The 19,304-nt window shown below is 43.2% G+C and carries 18 protein-coding genes, 1 other RNA gene and 1 pseudogene; 4 read left to right on the top strand and 16 right to left on the bottom strand.

Annotated elements, in window-relative coordinates; translation table 11 throughout:
* Window positions 1-54 precede the first annotated feature (54 nt).
* The gene (locus MKZ09_RS01025) at window positions 55-231 is read left to right on the top strand and encodes a hypothetical protein (RefSeq protein ID WP_169744731.1); all 177 of its coding nucleotides are present in this window, start codon (window positions 55-57) and stop codon (window positions 229-231) included.
* Between the two features lie 81 nt (window positions 232-312).
* On the opposite strand, the gene MKZ09_RS01020 is transcribed toward MKZ09_RS01025, so the two are convergent.
* The gene (locus MKZ09_RS01020) at window positions 313-480 is read right to left on the bottom strand and encodes a helix-turn-helix domain-containing protein (RefSeq protein ID WP_081388989.1); all 168 of its coding nucleotides are present in this window, start codon (window positions 478-480) and stop codon (window positions 313-315) included.
* 173 nt (window positions 481-653) lie between these two features.
* Between MKZ09_RS01020 and MKZ09_RS01015 the strand changes: the two genes are divergently transcribed.
* Window positions 654-1,124 carry a DinB family protein gene (locus tag MKZ09_RS01015; protein ID WP_162164288.1) on the top strand — a complete coding sequence of 157 codons (471 nt, stop codon included), beginning with the start codon at window positions 654-656 and terminating at the stop codon, window positions 1,122-1,124.
* 51 nt (window positions 1,125-1,175) lie between these two features.
* Window positions 1,176-1,622 carry a YdeI/OmpD-associated family protein gene (locus MKZ09_RS01010; RefSeq protein WP_076206042.1) on the top strand — a complete coding sequence of 149 codons (447 nt, stop codon included), beginning with the start codon at window positions 1,176-1,178 and terminating at the stop codon, window positions 1,620-1,622.
* A gap of 235 nt (window positions 1,623-1,857) precedes the next feature.
* On the opposite strand, the gene MKZ09_RS01005 is transcribed toward MKZ09_RS01010, so the two are convergent.
* From MKZ09_RS01005 to MKZ09_RS00990, 4 genes are all read right to left on the bottom strand, one after another.
* Window positions 1,858-3,174: a BaiN/RdsA family NAD(P)/FAD-dependent oxidoreductase gene (locus MKZ09_RS01005; RefSeq protein WP_076206039.1), complete on the bottom strand. Its 1,317-nt coding sequence runs from the start codon at window positions 3,172-3,174 to the stop codon at window positions 1,858-1,860.
* Window positions 3,175-3,205: 31 nt separating this feature from the next.
* Window positions 3,206-4,513 carry an aminoacetone oxidase family FAD-binding enzyme gene (locus MKZ09_RS01000; protein WP_081388988.1) on the bottom strand — a complete coding sequence of 436 codons (1,308 nt, stop codon included), beginning with the start codon at window positions 4,511-4,513 and terminating at the stop codon, window positions 3,206-3,208.
* Window positions 4,514-5,057: 544 nt separating this feature from the next.
* Window positions 5,058-5,423, bottom strand: coding sequence for a hypothetical protein (locus MKZ09_RS00995; protein ID WP_036687158.1), 366 nt, complete (start codon window positions 5,421-5,423; stop codon window positions 5,058-5,060).
* Window positions 5,424-5,815: 392 nt separating this feature from the next.
* Complete coding sequence (locus MKZ09_RS00990) at window positions 5,816-6,178, bottom strand: hypothetical protein (protein ID WP_076105206.1); 363 nt, start codon at window positions 6,176-6,178, stop codon at window positions 5,816-5,818.
* Between the two features lie 530 nt (window positions 6,179-6,708).
* On the opposite strand from MKZ09_RS00990, the gene MKZ09_RS00985 reads away from it, so the two are divergent.
* Window positions 6,709-7,047, top strand: a complete 339-nt coding sequence (locus MKZ09_RS00985) for a hypothetical protein (protein WP_076206037.1) — start codon at window positions 6,709-6,711, stop codon at window positions 7,045-7,047.
* Window positions 7,048-7,209: 162 nt separating this feature from the next.
* Here the strand turns inward: MKZ09_RS00985 and MKZ09_RS00980 are convergent, their stop codons facing one another.
* The 11 genes and pseudogenes from MKZ09_RS00980 to tpiA all read right to left on the bottom strand — a co-directional run bounded on the left by MKZ09_RS00980 (window position 7,210) and on the right by tpiA (window position 19,279).
* Window positions 7,210-7,623: a hypothetical protein gene (locus tag MKZ09_RS00980; RefSeq protein ID WP_143767337.1), complete on the bottom strand. Its 414-nt coding sequence runs from the start codon at window positions 7,621-7,623 to the stop codon at window positions 7,210-7,212.
* A 133-nt stretch (window positions 7,624-7,756) separates the two neighbouring features.
* On the bottom strand, window positions 7,757-8,440 hold the full coding sequence (locus MKZ09_RS00975) for a hypothetical protein (protein ID WP_076206032.1): 684 nt from the start codon (window positions 8,438-8,440) through the stop codon (window positions 7,757-7,759).
* 703 nt (window positions 8,441-9,143) lie between these two features.
* Window positions 9,144-9,417: pseudogene (locus tag MKZ09_RS00970) on the bottom strand (recombinase family protein).
* A complete protein-coding gene (locus MKZ09_RS00965; RefSeq protein WP_076206029.1) occupies window positions 9,418-9,630 on the bottom strand; it encodes a hypothetical protein in 213 nt (70 codons plus the stop codon).
* A gap of 493 nt (window positions 9,631-10,123) precedes the next feature.
* Window positions 10,124-10,488: a transfer-messenger RNA gene (ssrA, locus tag MKZ09_RS00960) on the bottom strand.
* A gap of 201 nt (window positions 10,489-10,689) precedes the next feature.
* Entirely contained in the window at window positions 10,690-11,169 is a 480-nt protein-coding gene (gene smpB, locus MKZ09_RS00955; RefSeq protein ID WP_036687155.1) for an SsrA-binding protein SmpB, read from the bottom strand.
* 765 nt (window positions 11,170-11,934) lie between these two features.
* Window positions 11,935-14,802: a ribonuclease R gene (gene rnr / locus MKZ09_RS00950; protein ID WP_076206126.1), complete on the bottom strand. Its 2,868-nt coding sequence runs from the start codon at window positions 14,800-14,802 to the stop codon at window positions 11,935-11,937.
* 353 nt (window positions 14,803-15,155) lie between these two features.
* The gene (gene secG, locus MKZ09_RS00945) at window positions 15,156-15,389 is read right to left on the bottom strand and encodes a preprotein translocase subunit SecG (RefSeq protein WP_076126868.1); all 234 of its coding nucleotides are present in this window, start codon (window positions 15,387-15,389) and stop codon (window positions 15,156-15,158) included.
* Between the two features lie 231 nt (window positions 15,390-15,620).
* Window positions 15,621-16,907 carry a phosphopyruvate hydratase gene (gene eno, locus MKZ09_RS00940; protein ID WP_036687130.1) on the bottom strand — a complete coding sequence of 429 codons (1,287 nt, stop codon included), beginning with the start codon at window positions 16,905-16,907 and terminating at the stop codon, window positions 15,621-15,623.
* A gap of 73 nt (window positions 16,908-16,980) precedes the next feature.
* Window positions 16,981-18,525, bottom strand: coding sequence for a 2,3-bisphosphoglycerate-independent phosphoglycerate mutase (gene gpmI, locus MKZ09_RS00935; RefSeq protein WP_036687125.1), 1,545 nt, complete (start codon window positions 18,523-18,525; stop codon window positions 16,981-16,983).
* 1 nt (window position 18,526) lies between these two features.
* On the bottom strand, window positions 18,527-19,279 hold the full coding sequence (tpiA, locus tag MKZ09_RS00930; RefSeq protein ID WP_036687124.1) for a triose-phosphate isomerase: 753 nt from the start codon (window positions 19,277-19,279) through the stop codon (window positions 18,527-18,529).
* Window positions 19,280-19,304 lie beyond the last annotated feature (25 nt).

Below are 19,304 nucleotides of genomic sequence, written 5' to 3'. Positions count from 1 at the left end.
AGCCAGCACATAATAAAATTCACAACCATTAGGTAAACAAGGAGGAATTTTCAATTGAGCGCAAATAAACCAGACAAGAATCTGATCAACACTGTAAAAGATTTGGAAGCTACGCCCGTAAACAGCCTGGAAGCCCAACAGCAGCAACAAGCCCGTAATGATCGCCGCAAGCAGTCTCAGCATGACAGCGACGGCAAATTCACGGAAAATGAAACCGGGAACTTTCATTAAAGTCGGGAATATGTTTGCATCTTCTTTTCAAGCCGCAATAACGTAAAAAGACACCTTTCAAGGTGTCTTTTCTTTTACTACCTATGGAGCCGCATCATAATGTATTTTCCTCTGATCAATACGTATCAACTGCTCATCCTGTAATCCAAGCAATGATTTTGTCACGGTCTCACGCGCCGTTCCTGTCATATCCGCCAGGTGTTGATGCGTTAATTTCAAATCGATTAGAACACCTTCATCAGAGGGCACTCCGTGCTGTTCTGTGTCATTAAATTATGATGTGGCATTTTTACATTTTATGGGTTTATGATTGAGCGTATTTCACAAATTTTCCAAATACACCATCGTAAAATGGAAGGTTTTGGTTGCTGAGAACAAGAATAAAGTTAAGATTCTAAAATTCAAGAAGTGAGTTGATGAACATGAGTGATAAGATGGTGGCTGTTTTAAGAAGACAGTTTGATCCAACCGTAGAAATGCTGAAGAATCTTATCGAAGTATGTCCTGATCATTTTTGGAAGAATGCCAAGCATAAATACTGGAAGCATATATTCCACGCTACAACCAGCATGAAATTTTGGTTTAGGCAGCAGAAGGATGAAGAATTCAAAATACCTGACTTCGGTAAAGATATAACAGAAGACTTAGATAAGGAGTGCTCTGACTACCCTACTAAGGAGGAAATGACGACGTACCTAGAGGAGATATTGAGTGTGGCTCGTAATTTTTTTGATGAACTTACTGACTGCAGATTATTGGAACCATGTGTACTATACGAAGAAATAACTAAAACTGATGTTATCCTCATGCAGATAAGGCATGTTCAACATCATATAGGTTATTGCAACAGCATATTGAATTCGAATCACCTAGAAACAGCAAAGTGGCTATGATAAAATGAGTGACCGAAATCAGTTTCTTTACCACGAGGAGTGTTATTTATTATGGTTTATGAATTTGATAGTGAGATAAAGCTGCTGGAAGGTAAAATGAAATGGAAAGTAGTCTATTTACCCTATTCAGTAAGGGAGATATTCAATACTAATGGTAAAGTACCTGTTCAAATCTCTGTTGACGGGCACGAATTTGACCATACTTTATTGCCGTCAAAGAATGGGCATTATTTTGTTTATAACGAATTTATTCGAAGAGCATTACAAAAAGAGCTCGGTGATACATTACATATAATACTTAAGAAATGCGAGGAAAATCGTAAACTGATTGTGCCAGATTACATTACTACAAACCTTGAAGAGTACCACATGCTGAATACATTTCTAAACCAGCCTGATTACATTAAACGAGAGCAGATTAATTATATTGAGCTTGCTAAAAAGGAAGATACAAAAAATAGACGAATACTAGCTCTAATTGATAAACTTAAGGATTAATAAAGGGACTACAATAAAGTTGAGGTAAAATGAAGACATCAGAGTTAAGCAACGAATATTGATAATTCGATAAACCCCAACAATCATTTTTAAATGAGCACCAAACTTTAAAAAATCACAAAAAAGCGATGAGAAACAATCCTCATCGCTTTCACTTAATAAAACCAGACTTGTTACAGCAAACCTCTGCCATAGTAATAGGTGATCGTTTAAGAGTCAGCAACTATCTGCCCCCTTACGTGGCGCTAGCACGTCGATCAGCAAGCGCCATCGCGGCGGCATAGCCGGAGCTCCAGGCCCATTGCAGGTTATAGCCGCCGCAATCTCCATCGACATCCATCACCTCACCTGCCAAATACAGTCCAGGGACTAACTTAGATTCCAACGTTCCTTCGGTTAGCTCCGTCGTATCGATGCCACCGGCTGTTGTTTGTGCATTAGTAAAGCTATTGGTATCGGTCACTTTAAATTCCCAACGCTTCAAGATTTTATAAAATATTTTTTTTGTTTTCCACGAAAGATCCTGACAAAGCAGGTGCAACTGTTGATCAATTCCAGCCTCCTTCAGCAGAACTGGAATCAGTTTCTTGCTGACGATACCTATAAGGGAATCGGCAACCGTCCGGTGTCCGAAGATCCCCCAGTGGATCTCCAAAAAATCAATTAACTCTTCCTCCGTGCGCTCCGGCATTAAGTCAACCGACAAGGTCACCGATTCTCCTATTCCGAGATTATACGCAGCCTTTCTGCTGAGCTGAAGTATGGGCGGGCCCGAGATACCATAGTCCGTAAAAAGAATCTCACCAGACTCAGTGCGGATGACTTCATTGTTTACGATAACATGGGCCTCTCCCTCAAATTTGATGCCCGATAGTTCCTTCAAATACGGATAATCCAGCTTCAATTGTACAATGCCTGGCACCGGGTTGATCAAGGTGTGCCCCAAACGTTGGACAAGCGTATAACCGGAGCCGTCCGTTCCCGTTTTGGGAGCGGTAAGGCCGCCTGCACATAGAAAAAGATAGTCGCTGGTATACACAACCTGTTCCTCTGTCTCCGTCTGGCAGGTTATCGCGAACCGCGGATGTCCCGCCGAAACGGTAACATCCAACACTTTATGTTTATAATATACGGGAACATTCCGATCCTCCAGCGCCAGCTTAAATACACCCGGCACCGAAGCCGCCTGCAGCGACATCGGATACATCCGGCCATTCTCCAAGCTTACAAAAGGAAGCCCGAGCGAGGAGAAAAATTCGATCGTTTGGCGGACACCGAATTGCCGCAATACATGTATTGGGAATCCTTCCTGATTACTGTGATACTTGCGTGATAAAGCGGCCGCTTCATCCGTACCGGTGGCGGTGGATTGGTTCGTAATGTTGCAACGCCCGTTACCCGTCGTTATTATTTTCTTCCCAAGCCGGTCATTGCTTTCAATAATTGCTGTATCAATACCTTGATCCCTCGCTGTAACTGCAGCCATTAGACCTGCAGCACCCCCACCGATAATGAACAGCTCGTGGTGCTTAGAAGTCTGATCCTTATACATGTTAATTGATGCATCCCTTTTCCTAATAAATTTATTGAATTGACTTAGCTAGCGCCATGGCGGCCACATATCCGGAACTCCAGGCCCATTGCAGGTTATAGCCGCCGAAATCTCCGTCCACATCCATCACTTCGCCAGCCAAATACAGCCCAGGCACCAGCTTGGATTCCAGCGTTCCTTCGATGAGTTCCGACGTATCAATGCCGCCTGCTGTCACTTGCGCATTCGTAAAGCCATTGGTATCCGTCACTTTAAATTCCCAACGCTTCAAGATTCGATAAAATTTCCCCTTGGTTTTCATCGATAGATCCTGGCAAAGCAGCTCGGGCTGTTGATCTAAGCCAGTCTCTTTTAGTAGGACAGAAACAAGCTTCTTATTGAAGATGCCAACAAGGCAATCCGCTACAGTCCGGTGTCCAAAGGTCTCCCAGAGCCTTTCTAAGAACTCAACCAACTCTTCCTCCGTGCGGCCCGGCATCAGATCAACCGACAATGTTACCTGTTCTCCTCTTGCAAGATGATACGCAGCCTTCCTGCTTAGCTGAAGAATTGGTGGGCCGGTAATACCATAATCCGTGAAGGCAATTTCACCCTGTTCACTGCAGATGACTTTACCGTTCACAATAATATGAGCTTGTCCCTGAGATTTGATAGTGGACAGTGCCCTCATATTCGGATATTGCAGCTTCAATTGCACAATCGCCGGCAAAGGCTTAATCAGGGTGTGTCCCAGACGTTCGGCAAGTGTATACCCAGGAGGTTCTTTTCCCGCATTTGGACCGGCAAGGCCACCCGCAGATAGAAGTAGATAGTCGCTAGTATAAACAACCTGCTCCTCTGTCTCCGTTTGGCATGTTATCGTGAAGCGCGGATGATTCTTCGAAACAGTAACATCCAACACTTTGTTATTGAGGTACACCGGAACATTCCGATCCTCCAGCGCAAGCTGGAAAATATCCAGCACCGCTGCTGCCTGCAGCGACATCGGATACATCAAGCCCTCCTTCAATCTTGTAAGCGGAAGCCCGAGAAAGGAGAAAAAATCTATGGTCTGACGGATGCCAAATTGCTGCAATACCGCAAGTGGAAACCCGGCCTGATTACTGTGATACTTGCGCGATAAAGCAATTGCTTCATCTGTACCCGTTGCAGTGGATTCATTTGTAATGTTACAGCGGCCATCACCTGTCATTAATATCTTCTTTCCAATCCGGTCGTTACTCTCCAGAATGGCAGTATCGATACCCATATCACACGCAGTAACAGCGGCCATTAGTCCGGCAGCACCTGCGCCGATAATAAACAGCTTGTGGTGCATAGAAGTCTGATTCTCATACATGGTTGATCAATGCATCCTTTATTCCAATTTTTCTAAAAGCACAGAAGCACTTTATTAAATTATAGCATAAGTGTACTGGTTTTCATTTATCTCCTTATTTACTCATCACATCTTAGGTTAGCCTTTTATCCCTTGACTGCAATTTAGTCCATAAACAAGAAAAAAACCGCTTTGTCAGCGGGTCTTTCGAATAGAGCCTAGGAGAGTCGAACCCCTCTCCGAAGATAACGGCACATAAGCTTCTACGAGTGTAGTTACAGTTTTGAAGTCCCCTAGAAGCATTCTAACCAATATTTGATAAGTCATTCTAATTAAGGAGACTGATCATAGGAATAACTCCTTAGTATAGTGATGCAATTATATAAGTTAATCCTGAATATATCGGTTCTTAACAGCGCTTCTTCAATATGCAGAAAGTACCTTTGGCGCTACAGATGATGGCTGGATCCAAGCAACAATTATGACCACCAACCACAACGTTGAATGAAGAACGATGAACCTTATGTATACTACCAGAAGGTTTACTAAAGTTCTTTTATAGTTGCTAATTCCCTGCAGAATCAAGATACGCTTCAGCTTCTTCTATCGATTCGTACAAGTTTGCAATATCTTTAAACATACGATTCATTTGCGTTTTGTAGAAAGCTGTAGGCGCAACATACACCCATTTGTGTTTTGTAGAGATTCCAGCTTTCACAGCATCTTCACCAGTTGGAGCAAGAATCGCCATCACCTCTTGCTTAAATACCAGACCACCAGTGATTACAGTCATACCTGTAAACCCTCGCTTAGTTTTCTTCAGTACTTTCGGAAATTGTTCTGCGTACGCAAAGGCATCCTCAACTTCCATACCGTCCGATGTTACAATAATTCTGTTTTTGTTTTTAACATAATCAATAGTAAAACTCATAATAGTAATTCCTCCGAATATTTTTGCTTTTGGATGCTTAATGCCATAATTTAATCTTATCTCAGTTCGAGCTCTTATAGATGTAGTTTCGGAAAATATGCCACTAATTATTAACTTCAAAGTGAATATGTAGACAACATGTCTACAAAAATGAATATATTAGTTCCCCATAATTCCTTGCCTGCATTTGGTCTACAATTCAAGTTCTAAACAGCAAAAAACCGCTATCTCAGCGGTTTTTTGTTTATGAAGCAAGGGAAGCCGAATCCCTGTCCGAAGATAACAGCACATAAGCTTCTACGAATGTAGTTACAGTTTTGATGTCACAAAATTCATGACTCCCGCCAGAAAACTGTTTACGGTGTAGTTGTAATTCTAAACTCAAAACTGTGCTATAGCGAAAAATCGGTAACACCCTTTTTATAGGAAAATTTAAGACTATATGTTTCTTCTTTTCCATAGGGCATTGTAGCAATTTTAATACGAGTATAATCAAGCCTGCTATCTTTTAACACTCTCTTTATCAAGGCTATACTCCGTTCTTCTTCCGTAATGATACAAAATATATTAAGAGCATATTTTTTCGGGTCGGAAATACATTTACCCATATCAAAGCCATCAACACAACCTAAGTTAGTATCTACTAGAGATATGTCCAGGTATTCCATGACTTTATCTCTTAACCAGTTATCACGTTGGCTTCCTTTTTCACTTTTTAGAGGATACTGTACTACTAACCAAAATTTTTCACTCATTCATAATCACCAGCCAATGAAGAGATTATTATAATAATTATAACAAAGAAACTTTGCAAAAGGGTACCGTTAACAATAGTATGGGAACCATCCTCATGCAGACGGTATTCGTGGTGGTAGAGAAATCTTTTGCAGTTTAAAAATATGCATACCAAACATTCCGAAGACCTCATAGTAGACATGATAAACCACAGATACACATTTGAGGAATTGGCTGAAATCATTAAAAAGCATTGCCTAACTTTAATTATGAGGATACAAAAAAGCGACCCCTAAAGGTCGCTTTTTCTAAAACAACGAATTTAGAGAGTAGCCCAAGATTAGAAAGCAATCTGGAATCTTTCGTAAAACGAACAAACCAATTTTGAACAGAGGGTCCCTGACGAACCATTTTCTTGAGAAAACTTTTAGCCCCTGGTTTAAAATCGCAGAGCCTTCGAAAGCACAGATTCGGATAAACAGGGGAATTGTGCAACTGAATTTTTTATGTGGTAGAATCTGCTAACGTTAGCAGTTAAGGAGGAGATAAAATGGATACGGAAGTTTTGTTTGAGCTAGGAGAAATAGTAGTAACACCAAAAGTCCTACAGATGATCCGTCACGCAGTTTCTATTTTCCTACTAAATTGTCACGCATATGGTAAACGGGGAGACATCAGCGGGGCTGACTGGAAACTCAACGATTGGGCAATTAGCCATTGGGAACGACTAGTCAGTTCTCACTCTGAAATTTGGCAAAAAAGATGTGTTTATTGTAACCGAAAGGGATCGGAGTATCACAACGGTGCTACTGTGGGAGGAATACCGAGAATAGCAAACAACCATGAACTTGAGAACGAGAGCATACAAAAAAATAAAAAAAAACTGTAAAACATCGAAACCATTGTGAAGGACAAGTTATAGAAGACCTAAAATCCAGAACAAATGCTCTATAAAAGAGACCTTCAAGCAAGAACAAGAAGGTCTCTTCTCATGCTTATTTTTTCAGATGATCTTAGATGAATTACTTACTTGTAAAGGTGGACCACAAAATTACTTAATTTCTTCTATTTCTTCTATTTTTAATTTCTCTCGATTTAGATTAATCTCCTTAAGCTTTTTTTCTTTGACTAAAAAAACTTTCTCAAAAGTATGATCAGATGCTATAGGATTTACTTTTATGGTTAATTCCTGATCTTGGTAATCTATGTTTACCATCGATACTGTATATTTTTCATTATTCTCTTCATTTTTATAATTTATATATACGTATACGCTATTTTCATTTTTAATTCTGCCTAGGTAGATACCATTATTTTCATCTTTACTATCTATCCATTTACTCACTACACCTTCAGTTTCATTCGTATCTAAATACTGTATATTTATTGTGCTACGATTCATGCACCCAGTGACTATTGCCATTAAACAAACCAAAAGGAATAATAGAAACTTTCTTTTCATCATTTAACCTCTTTAATATACGGTGTATTTTTATAGTTATGTCCATATCTTCATAAAGTTTCTTCAATTTCTTTATTAGTTATTTATAGAAGCGAGGCGATACAAACTTAATCGCCTCGCTTATGAATTATTTTAGTTACAGAGCGGAGTAAACATAATTTTCAGCTTCTTTACTTACTTGGTATGAAAATGTTACTGCTAATCCGCCTGGGTAAGTCACTGTCGGCGAACCTACAGACAAAAAAGTATGTCCATATGCTGGTTGGATTGCGACTTCAGTTACTTTGCTATTTTTGGTTAATCTATAGTTGAAATTACCTGATTTTGCATATGCCTCAGTACCATTGATTGCATAACCAAGACCAAACTTAATAGATGCACCTGTATTTATGTTTGGTACTACTGTTGGATTAGCTGTTTTAATAAACGCCCCTGTTGTTAGATCGACGTAAGAAATAGTAGCATTGCTATTGGAATTATCCAAATACATTCCTTCTGACCAAGGTACTGCCACAATGTCAGTAAGAAGGAAGTTCGGCGCACTAGACCAATTGTAGTAAGTTGAGAAAGTAATAGAACTGAATGTACTTGAACTCGAAGAACCGTTTCTATAAGTAGATAATGTTAACGTAGCAGATGCACGAGCTAACTGTTCTTCTGTGCCACTATAATTTTGGATAGTGGTTATTTGTTTTTCATCGTATCCTGCATTCTCTAGCACGGACTCATCTAGTTTTTGTAACTTATTCACTTTCGCTTGCATACTCGCTTCGTAATCGAAATTCTTAATATACTCAATATCTTCTTCAGTATAACCCATTGCTTTTAAATCCTCAAAAGATGTACTCTGAATTTTTTTGAAAGAGTCATACTCATTAGAAACTGTTTGACTTACTAGAATCCCTTTACCTCCCTCTGCAGGATCAACAGGATTTGCTGATGCAGTGTTAAAAAGTGCACCGAAAGAAAGAAAGTACGCAAACCAATAAAGATTTTGGAATAATCTTAAATAATTTCATAATATTTACCTCCTGTGTTAGATTAGTGACAACCTTATCATTCATACAATTAAATGTAAATAGATTCTAATTAATCAGGTATATGGAACTAATCCATTATTATAGATTTTTATTCATTCATTTTGGGGACTACTTGACTCAAAACCTCAGAACTCAATTATTATTCACACTTTCTTTATCAAGCACATGCCTCCATCACCCCTCTAATTTAGTAATCTTCAAACCCCGTACAACGAAGGAATATGAAGTGAAATTTTAAGTTATTGTCGAATATTCTGTGTTTTCATTGCTTTTAATAGAACTCTCCACCTACTCAAGCATTCAAAATCTAGTATGCTTGGCGGGGATACACTTTGAATGTACAAGAATCACAGAGAAGGATGTAGAAGATTCAAATCATTTGAACCCTTTTCGCTAAACGATAGAAACAACATTGATCTGAATATTACCAACGACACCTATACATGAGGACTTTTTACCCATCACTTTGAAGTTACAGAACATCTAGAGACATAGATTCGTATAACAGTGGGAGCACTGTTCAAATAGTTCCTTCGTAATCAACGCTGGATGAGCATTCTTGGTGATGATTTTGCTTCCGATATACGACTCATTAAAAATAATTGCGCAGATGGTACTGACTGACCATGTCCAACTTTTCCGTAGACACTTGGTGTTGATTCAATTCAGATGCGATTTTATGGTAGCCTTTGTTTTCAAAAGCGTACTGATTAAATACCCACCCGATAATATCTATCTCTTCACGCGGCCCCGGCACTCACACCGACTTCATATTCTGATGTCCCAAAGCAATGTGTTCCGTCCGATATCCGTATGGCGGTGTTCCACCATTGTTGTAACCCAGTTTGACATTTTGAGTCATTCCTTTCCACACCTCTACAGCAAGATTGGCATTGAAGAAATCAGAAATAATTTCAAGCATTCCCTCCAGCAGCATATCCTGCGGCGTCTCCCCTACCATCTTCTCCATAATTAAAATGACCTTCACCCCAAATTGATTAAGCAGCACCTTGCAAAAGGGCGATTGGAGCGTTTGGCTAAAGCGATCATCTTTTGAAATTTCGGACAATCATCCGGTTTGACAGATTTCCCTTTTTCAATAAACTCACCGACGATACTCCACCCCTTCTCCAAACAATATTGTTAGGGCTGAATGAGCAGGAATAGACAACTCTTTCTCTGCTTGACGCTCAGATGACACACGGACATAATACGTTCATAAATACACTTTCCTTTCGTATACCGATTTTTGGGCATAAAAAAGCAGGCACACCCATGTGGGCATACCTGCTGATAAATGAGGCCAATATTACCTGGACTGTCTGCGACTCAACAAGAAGCCTGATCGGTATGCCACAGTTCCATGTCAATAATCGAAGGGTGAGCATCTTCGGTCACGATTAAATCATTCCAGCATGATAACGTAAAAAAGACACCCCTAAAGGTGTCTTCACTGATACTCCATATGGAGCCGAGGGGAGTCGAACCCCTGTCCGAAGATAACGGCACATAAGCTTCTACGAGTGTAGTCACAGTTTTGATGTCACCCGAGTATCGCCCCGTAACCGGCTATACGTTGGGTCAGCCTGATTGTCTTCTTCAGCTCACCGCAGGCGGAGATGAGACAGCGTATCCCACTATTTGTTAGCCCCTATCCCTGTCACATGGGCGATGCAGAGTAGAAGCACGCACACAGTTTCTTAGGCTGCGAAAGCGTAGTTGTTTTGTTGTTTGCCGTTTAATAGGCTCTAGCGTTGATGAAGCGGACGCGTCCCCACTACTCGCTACTCATGCTCGAACTACCCCCGTCGAATCCAAGAACGGCCCCTCATTAAAAAGGGCGCTTCGGATCAAGCGGATCTTCCAAGCAAGAGAGATCCAATCTACAGCTTCTTATTCAAGAAAACTGTAACGAAGCAATAACTAACTTACTTACTCAGTATAGCACATTTATCAACACTTTAACACGTGGGTTAAAGGAATTGAAGGTTGAAACTGGAACTCATTTGAATCGTCTAGTTCTCCCAGATTATCTGGCGATCTTTTGCTTATCACGCAGTACACGCTGGATATCACGTTGAGCATCTCGCTTGGCAGCCGAGTCACGTTTGTCATACTCTTTTTTACCTTTACCAAGACCAATCAGCAGCTTCGCATAGCCATTCCGCACATAAATCTTAAGTGGCACAATCGTAAACCCATCTCGCTTGGACAAGCCCAGCAGTTTATGAATTTGCTCCTTATGCATTAACAATTTACGTGTGCGTGTGGGATCAGTAGGATTGGCACGGTTACCTTGTTCAAAAGGGCTGATATGCATGTTGTGAATCTGAATCTCACCATTGCGGATCGTAGCAAAAGCATCTCCAATATTAGCGCGGCCATTACGCAGCGACTTGATCTCTGTACCCGTCAGCACCAAGCCAGCTTCATAAGTATCCTCGATAAAATAATCATGGGAAGCTTTCTTGTTCTGGGCGAGTACTTTCCCGTCTGCTTTTTTACCCATGAGAATCACTCCTTGAATCATATTCATAAGTTAAAGTAACCATGTCTGTCTAATCTTAAACGACACAGCCATCGAACGTCTGATCTATATTGTAACAAATGGAATCTAGTGAGCGCAAGGAACCTTCCACCAAATATACCTCACCTAATTTGTCATATAGTTGTCAGTAACATTACCCAATATCTAGCATTTGTTACAAAAAAGCATTAAGCTGAGTTGATCTGGAGTTTTTCAGCAAATAGCGATGTTACCCTTTTACTTGTGCGCCTTAATTAACAGATAGTTATCCACTAATCTCCATATATCTATATCCTTCTACCCTATTTACTTATTACCTATTTGTTCTCAATTATCAGCTTGCCTCTTCTTGGATATACATCTATTCGACGCCTATTCAAATAGTGCTGCTTTTACCTATACTGTGCAATCATATACTGTACCTATACTGTACCTATCCTCTACCTATTCACTTGCTATTAACTACGTTTTCTATATAAATGTATTTCGTGCAACTATTTAAGCCTTATCACCGCCAAAAAACTAATTAGTTGCAGTTTCTGCAGCTAAAAAAGCGAAATCAGACCAATTAGAGGTAACTCATCAGATTTAGATGTACAAAATGCAACTAACTTCCACTTTTACTACATAACCCAAATTTAACTGCACATAATGCAATTAACCATGTTGATGATTAGTTAAAAAGCACCGCCCCAAGAGGGACGGTGCTAAGTATCGTTATAGAGTTACGCAACGCGTAACCGTCATTTATTTCTTTTTACGCTTACGTGGTGCTCCTTCTGGAGCGCCTCCATTATTGTCACTTCGTTTAGAAGTGACTTGCTCAGACGTCTCTACGTTGCCTGGTGTCACAGACTGGCCGATGAACACGCCGCCTTTGGTTTTCTTTTTGCGGCGGCCTTTGCCTGTAGGAGCGCCGTTACGGCCTTCTCCACCGCCAAAGCTACCCCCGCGATCCTCGCGGCTGCGGAACTTCGTGCTGCCGTCCACGCCCCGCGCTTCGCCGCCGGAGGAGTCGGACGCAGGAGCGCCGTATCCGCCTTTGCCGGAGCCAAAGCCGAAGCTGATGCCGCGTCCACCACCGGCACCGCCGGTGTCTCCGCCGCGGCCTCGCCCGCCGCTGCGCTCACGCGGCGCGCCTGCGTTGCCGCCAGCTTCGCCTCCGCGCTCTGCGCCCGGCGCAGCAACCACCCGGCTCGCATCCTCGCCGGCCTCGCGCCCGCGCTTCCGCTTACCGCGGCCGCCCGCTGCGCCAACACCGGCCGCTTCGCGCGGCCCTTCACCGGCGCGCACACCTGCGCCCGGCTTGCCCTTGCCCGCGCCTGCAGCAGCGCCGCCGGGCTTGCCTTTACCGCCGCGTCCCTTGCCCGCGGCGCCTTTACCCCCGGCCGGCTTAATGAAGCCGCCGCCCGAACGGCCGCCCTTGCCTCCGCGGCCGCCTGCAAAGCCACCGCCGCGGTGCTCGCCTGGCGCGCGTGGCTTCATGTCGACCAACTCGAAATCGATCGTGTGGTCATCCATATTTACTTTGGCGACTCGGATCTTCACCTCGTCACCAATGCGGAACACACGCGATGTGCGCTCGCCAATGAGCGCCATATGACCTTCGTCGAAATGATAATAATCGTCGCTCATTGCACTGAGACGAATAAGACCTTCGACGGTATTATCCAGCTCGATGAACATTCCGAAGCTGGTCACACTGCTGACCATAGCCTCGAATTCCTCGCCTACTTTATCCTGCATGTATTCTGCTTTCTTCAGTTGCTCCGTATCGCGTTCAGCTTCTACCGCCACACGCTCGCGTTCCGAAGACTGCTGAGCAATGTCAGGCATCCGGCTAGACAAATAATCATGCCGTTTCTGGGTCAGTGCCCCTCCATTCTCAATCACTTCACGCATTACGCGGTGAATGACCAGATCGGGGTACCGGCGAATCGGAGAAGTGAAGTGAGAATAGTATTCCGCAGCCAGTCCGAAATGACCCGTGCTCTCCGCATCATACTTTGCCTGCTTCATAGAACGCAGCATCATCGTACTGATGACCGTCTGCTCCTTTGTGCCTTGGATTTGCTCCAACAAATCCTGCAAAGCACGTGGATGAACCGAATTGCCACGACCCTTGACGTGATATCCGAAATTGGCCGCAAAAGCCATGAAATTCTGCAGCTTCTCTGGGTCTGGATCTTCGTGAATCCGGTAAAGGAACGGAACCTTCAACCAGTGGAAATGTTCAGCTACTGTTTCATTTGCCGCCAGCATGAACTCCTCGATAATCTGTTCAGCTACAGAACGTTCACGCTTCACGATATCTACAGCCTTGCCGTTCTCATCCACGATGATTTTGCTCTCTTCAAAATCAAAATCAACCGCACCCCGGCGCATCCGCGCATCGCGCAGCTTCATCGCCAATTCCTTCATGAGGCGGAAATCGTCAATTAGTGGACTATAACGTTCCAGCAGCTCTGGATCTTCGTCTTCGAGAATTTTACGAACATTGGAGTAAGTCATTCTCTCTTTGGTGCGAATCACGCTCGTAAAGACATCGTGCTTCACAACCTTCATTTGCTCGTTAAATTCCATTTCACAGGACATTGTTAAACGGTCTACCTGTGGATTCAAGCTGCAAATCCCGTTCGATAGACGGTGCGGCAGCATCGGAATAACCCGGTCTACCAAATACACACTACAACCGCGGTCATAGGCTTCTTTATCCAGCTCAGAGCCTTCACGCACATAATAACCTACGTCTGCTATATGGACGCCCAGCTTGTAATGTCCATTCTCCAAGCGCTGTACGTTTACCGCATCATCCAAATCCTTAGCATCTTCGCCATCAATCGTAACAATGTTCAGTCCGCGCAGGTCCCGTCTTCCTTGCTCCGCAATCTCTTCTTCTGTAATTGAATCAGGGGCACTATCGGCTTCATCCATCACTTCGGCTGGAAATGCCTCAGGCAATTGATGTTTGCGGATAATGGAAAGAATATCAACACCCGGATCATCCTTATGTCCGAGAATCTCAATAATTTCACCTTCTGCCGCTGCTCGGCCTTCCGGATAACTCACAATACGCACAACGACCTTTTGACCATCTACAGCACCTTTAAAGGATTGCTTCGGAATGAAAATATCACGATTAATCCGCTTATCATCAGGCAGCACAAAACCATAGGTCTCCAGGTTCTGAAATACACCTACCGTCTGCAACACACCACGTTTTACAATGCGTACTACTTCGCCTTCCATACGTCCGCCGGACGGACTTTTAGAGGTAATACGAATCAGAACGATATCGCCATTCATAGCTCCCTTAAGATCATTTGCATGGATATATACGTCAGGATGATCACGATCATCCGGGATTAGAAAAGCAAAACCCTTCGCATGTGCTTGTAAACGTCCACGCAGCAAATCCATCCGTTCTGGCACGCCATAACGTGCAGTACGGGTCAATACAATTCTTCCATCCTGCTCTAATTCAATCAGCAGCTCCTCGAACTTTTTAAACCCTTCGCTATCCTCTAGAGCAAAATGACTCACCAGCTCTTCATAAGTCATTGGTTTATATGCAGTTTCCCGCATGAAATCGAGTAATATTTCTTGTGTTATCATGTTCGTCACCCCAGCCCTCCGCGGCTTCAAGCCGCTGGCAAATATGTATATCTTGTCCTGCCCTGCAGTAATGCCAAGTAAATTTTACCTTTACTACTTCATACCCTAGTATACACGAAATCAATCCTGCGCATCCCTGTTACTGTCATCCAAAGGTTAACACAGTACAAAATTTCCTTTAACTGCTGAAATACATCCATGCCAACCTCAGATTTACTTCCTATCGATCCAGCCTTTTTCTTTGCGAATATGAAAAGAAAAGCACCCTTAGGTGCTTTTTAACTCCTTTTAATATAACAAAAAAGCCTCCGCTCTATTCCATTTAGAACAGAGCGAGGGCTTACGGTAGATCTTTAGTCGATTAGAATAGCAGCTAGAATCGCCATGATGAAGAAACCAGCAGCAAGTCCAACAGTTACACGTTGTAGTACGAGCTCCATACCACGAGCTTTTGTTTTACCAAAGAGATGCTCAGCACCGCCAGAGATGGCACCGGAAAGACCCGCGCTTTTCCCCTTTTGCAGAAGAACGACCGCAATAAGACCGACGGAAAAAATCAGGAGCACAACTTTCAAAAAGATATCCATTCACTTCCACCTCCTACGCCTAAGCATCACTATCTATGGTAATTTAGGTTATCACGATACATAAACAGTATTCTTATTTTATCATAGCGCTGTCGGTAATACAACAGCTTAGACTGTTAAGCCGTAGCTTTTCTTGCAAGATAAGGATAAACCTATTGAAGTCTATCTTCTTCAAATCATAAAAAAGACCCGCCATAACGGCGGGTCTTCAAAGCCTGCTATAAAAGCAGATTATCTTTTAAGGTTGTAGAAGGATTTCAGGCCGTTGTATTGAGCCAATTCACCCAACTCATCTTCGATGCGAAGCAATTGGTTGTATTTAGCAACACGGTCTGTACGGGAAGGAGCACCTGTTTTGATTTGACCAGCATTAGTCGCAACAGCGATGTCAGCGATTGTGCTATCTTCGGATTCACCGGAACGGTGGGAGATAACTGCTGTGTAACCAGCACGTTTAGCCATTTCGATAGCATCAAAAGTTTCAGTCAATGTACCAATTTGGTTAACCTTAACCAAGATGGAGTTACCGATACCTTTTTCGATACCTGTTGCAAGACGCTCAGTGTTAGTTACGAACAAGTCGTCACCAACCAATTGGACTTTGTCGCCCAATTTTTCAGTAAGCAATTTCCAGCCATCCCAGTCGTCTTCGGACATACCGTCTTCGATTGTGATGATAGGATATTTTTCAACCCATGAAGCAAGAAGGTCAACATACTCAGCGGAAGTGTAAGATTTACCTTCGCCAGCAAGGGTATATTTACCGTCTTTGTAGAACTCAGTGGAAGCAACGTCCATACCCAAGAATACGTCAACACCTGGTTTGTAACCAGCTTTTTCAATAGCTTCGATGATTGTAGTGATTGCTTCTTCATTCGAACCAAGGTTCGGTGCGAAACCACCTTCGTCACCAACAGCTGTGTTCAGGCCTTTGGATTGAAGTACGGATTTCAAGTTGTGGAAGATTTCAGCACCTGTGCGAAGAGCTTCTTTGAAGCTTGGAGCGCCTACAGGAAGAACCATGAACTCTTGAACGTCGATGTTGTTGTCCGCATGCTCACCACCATTGATGATGTTCATCATTGGTACTGGAAGAGTTTTAGCGTTGAATCCGCCCAGGTATACGTACAAAGGAATATCCAAAGCTGCTGCAGCTGCACGAGCTACTGCCATGGATACAGCTAGGATTGCGTTAGCGCCCAATTTACCTTTGTTAGGAGTTCCGTCCAAAGTAATCATCAATTTGTCGATGCCCACTTGGTCAAGAGCGTCCATACCGATAACTTCTGGAGCGATGATTTCATTTACGTTCTCAACAGCTTTCAGAACGCCTTTACCCATGTAACGGGATTTGTCGCCATCACGAAGTTCTACAGCTTCGTGAGCACCAGTGGAAGCTCCGGATGGAACGATAGCGCGGCCTTTTGCACCGGATTCCAGATAAACGTCAACCTCTACAGTAGGGTTACCACGGGAGTCAAGGACTTCGCGAGCATATACATCAGAAATAATAGTCATGTAAGTTAATCTCCTTTTAACATTGTTTTGGTCTTACTTGTATAGCTTAAAATCAAAGGCGTTATACCTTACCTTACTTACGGCTAGCAATCATGGATTGTCCGGTCATTTCCGCAGGTTGCGGAAGTCCCATCAAATCTAGGATTGTTGGTGCTACGTCTGCAAGAATACCGGATTCACGCAATACAACATTCTCAGTAGTCACGATGAACGGAACAGGATTGGTTGTATGAGCTGTGAACGGGCGACCGTTCTCGTCAAATACCATATCTGCATTACCATGGTCAGCGATAATAATGGCAACGCCACCTTTGGCAACAACCGCATCCACTACTTTACCTACACACTCATCCGTCACTTCTACAGCCTTGATTGTTGGTTCCAGCATACCGGAATGTCCAACCATATCAGGATTGGCAAAGTTAAGAATGATAGCATCCTGTCTTTCCGCTTCGATTTCCGCTACGCAGGCTGCAGCCACTTCGTATGCGCTCATCTCAGGTTGAAGATCATAGGTTGCCACTTTAGGAGAGTTGATTAAGATCCGTGTTTCACCAGGAAGCTCCTCGTCACGTCCACCGCTGAAGAAGAAGGTTACATGCGGATATTTTTCAGTTTCCGCAATGCGCAGTTGCTTCTTGTTTTGTTGAACAAGCACTTCACCCAATGTGTTGTCCAGGTTCTTCGGTGAGTAGGCTACATAACCTTGTACCGTTTCGCTGAAAGTAGTTAGGCATACGAAGTGCAGGTTTTGCGGGAACAAAGGACCACGGTCAAAACCGCGGAAATCTTGATTCGTGAACACTTGTGACAATTGAATAGCACGGTCAGGACGGAAGTTGAGGAACACGACGGAATCGCCACTCTCTACTGCCGTTACAGGTTTGCCTTCACTATCTACAATTACACTAGGTTCAACGAATTCATCAAATACCGAGTTCTCATAAGATGAAGTGATGGCTTGCACAGCATCCGTGTATTTAGGGCCTTCACCATACACCATAGCACGATAGGCTTTCTCTACACGTTCCCAACGTTTATCACGATCCATTGCGTAATAACGTCCGGACACCGTTGCAATTGTACCCACACCAACCTCTTCGATTTTAGCTACTAGATCTTGGACAAACTTCTTACCACTATCAGGAGCTACGTCACGACCGTCCATAAAAGCATGGATATACACTTCATGCATATCTTCTTTTTTAGCCAGGTCAAGCATAGCAAACAGGTGGTTAATATGGCTATGTACCCCTCCGTCGGATACAAGCGCATAAAGGTGAAGCTTTTTGCCAGTGTTCTTGGCATTTCTAACTGCGCTAACCAGGGTTTCGTTATCGAAGAACTCACCCTCGCGAATCGATTTATCGATACGAGTCAAATCCTGATAAACGATCCGGCCTGCACCAATATTCAAATGCCCTACTTCGGAGTTGCCCATTTGCCCTTCCGGAAGGCCTACAGCTTCACCGCAAGCAGTGAGTGTAGTGTTAGGATATTGTTTCAGGTAACGGTCATAGTTAGGTTTGTTGGCTTGAGCAACGGCATTACCTTCTGTCGTTCCACGCAAACCAAAACCATCCATGATGATCAAAGCTACGGGTTTTGGAGCTGACATCTTACTTCGCCCCCTCAACCAATTGAACGAAGGAATCCGGTTGTAAGCTGGCACCGCCAACAAGCGCACCATCGATGTCGCTTTGGCCCATGTACTCAGTTACATTCTCAGGCTTCACGCTGCCGCCGTATTGAATACGAACAGCTTCAGCTGTTGCTGCATCATACAGATCTTTTACAAGACTGCGGATGTATGCAATAACTTCGTTAGCATCTTGGGAAGTGGAAGATTTACCTGTGCCAATAGCCCAGATAGGTTCGTATGCAATAACAACTTTTGCTGCTTGCTCGGCACTAAGACCTTGGAATGCAGCTTCAGTTTGTACTTTACATACTGCTTTAGTTTGATCAGCTTCACGCTCTTCGAGCTTTTCGCCAACACATACGATAGGAGTAATTCCGTGACGGAATGCAGCATGCATTTTCTTATTCACGATTTCATCCGTTTCGCCAAAATAAGCACGACGCTCAGAGTGGCCAATGATAACATAGTCCACACCAAGATCACTTAGCATTACACCACTGATCTCGCCTGTGTAAGCACCGTTATCTTCAAAGTGTAGGTTTTGTGCACCAATCTTGATGTTAGTACCTTTTGCAGCTGCTACAAGTGCAGGCAGGTTAGTAAATGGAGCGCAGATTACAGTCTCAACGCCTTCTACTTCTGCTTTGCCTTTAATTTCAGCAATAAAGCTTTCTGCTTCAGGAACTGTTTTGAACATTTTCCAGTTACCTGCAATAATAGGTGTTCTCATGACTTATGTTGCCTCCTTCTTAGGT

Source organism: Paenibacillus sp. FSL R5-0908 (genome assembly GCF_038006245.1).
GTDB classification, from domain to species: domain Bacteria; phylum Bacillota; class Bacilli; order Paenibacillales; family Paenibacillaceae; genus Paenibacillus_AQ; species Paenibacillus_AQ odorifer.
The sequence above is the reverse complement of the archived record's forward strand: the minus strand, read 5'-3'. Positions and strand labels throughout refer to the sequence as shown.

Coding starts and splice junctions, on each gene's coding strand:
- MKZ09_RS01015 (WP_162164288.1), top strand. CDS start 654: ATGAGTGATAAGATGGTGGCTGTTTTAAGAAGACAGTTTGATCCAACC.
- MKZ09_RS01010 (WP_076206042.1), top strand. CDS start 1,176: ATGGTTTATGAATTTGATAGTGAGATAAAGCTGCTGGAAGGTAAAATG.
- MKZ09_RS01005 (WP_076206039.1), bottom strand. CDS start 3,174: ATGTATAAGGATCAGACTTCTAAGCACCACGAGCTGTTCATTATCGGT.
- MKZ09_RS01000 (WP_081388988.1), bottom strand. CDS start 4,513: ATGTATGAGAATCAGACTTCTATGCACCACAAGCTGTTTATTATCGGC.
- MKZ09_RS00995 (WP_036687158.1), bottom strand. CDS start 5,423: ATGAGTTTTACTATTGATTATGTTAAAAACAAAAACAGAATTATTGTA.
- MKZ09_RS00990 (WP_076105206.1), bottom strand. CDS start 6,178: ATGAGTGAAAAATTTTGGTTAGTAGTACAGTATCCTCTAAAAAGTGAA.
- MKZ09_RS00985 (WP_076206037.1), top strand. CDS start 6,709: ATGGATACGGAAGTTTTGTTTGAGCTAGGAGAAATAGTAGTAACACCA.
- MKZ09_RS00980 (WP_143767337.1), bottom strand. CDS start 7,623: ATGATGAAAAGAAAGTTTCTATTATTCCTTTTGGTTTGTTTAATGGCA.
- MKZ09_RS00975 (WP_076206032.1), bottom strand. CDS start 8,440: ATGGGTTATACTGAAGAAGATATTGAGTATATTAAGAATTTCGATTAC.
- MKZ09_RS00965 (WP_076206029.1), bottom strand. CDS start 9,630: ATGGAGAAGATGGTAGGGGAGACGCCGCAGGATATGCTGCTGGAGGGA.
- smpB (WP_036687155.1), bottom strand. CDS start 11,169: ATGGGTAAAAAAGCAGACGGGAAAGTACTCGCCCAGAACAAGAAAGCT.
- rnr (WP_076206126.1), bottom strand. CDS start 14,802: ATGATAACACAAGAAATATTACTCGATTTCATGCGGGAAACTGCATAT.
- secG (WP_076126868.1), bottom strand. CDS start 15,389: ATGGATATCTTTTTGAAAGTTGTGCTCCTGATTTTTTCCGTCGGTCTT.
- eno (WP_036687130.1), bottom strand. CDS start 16,907: ATGACTATTATTTCTGATGTATATGCTCGCGAAGTCCTTGACTCCCGT.
- gpmI (WP_036687125.1), bottom strand. CDS start 18,525: ATGTCAGCTCCAAAACCCGTAGCTTTGATCATCATGGATGGTTTTGGT.
- tpiA (WP_036687124.1), bottom strand. CDS start 19,279: ATGAGAACACCTATTATTGCAGGTAACTGGAAAATGTTCAAAACAGTT.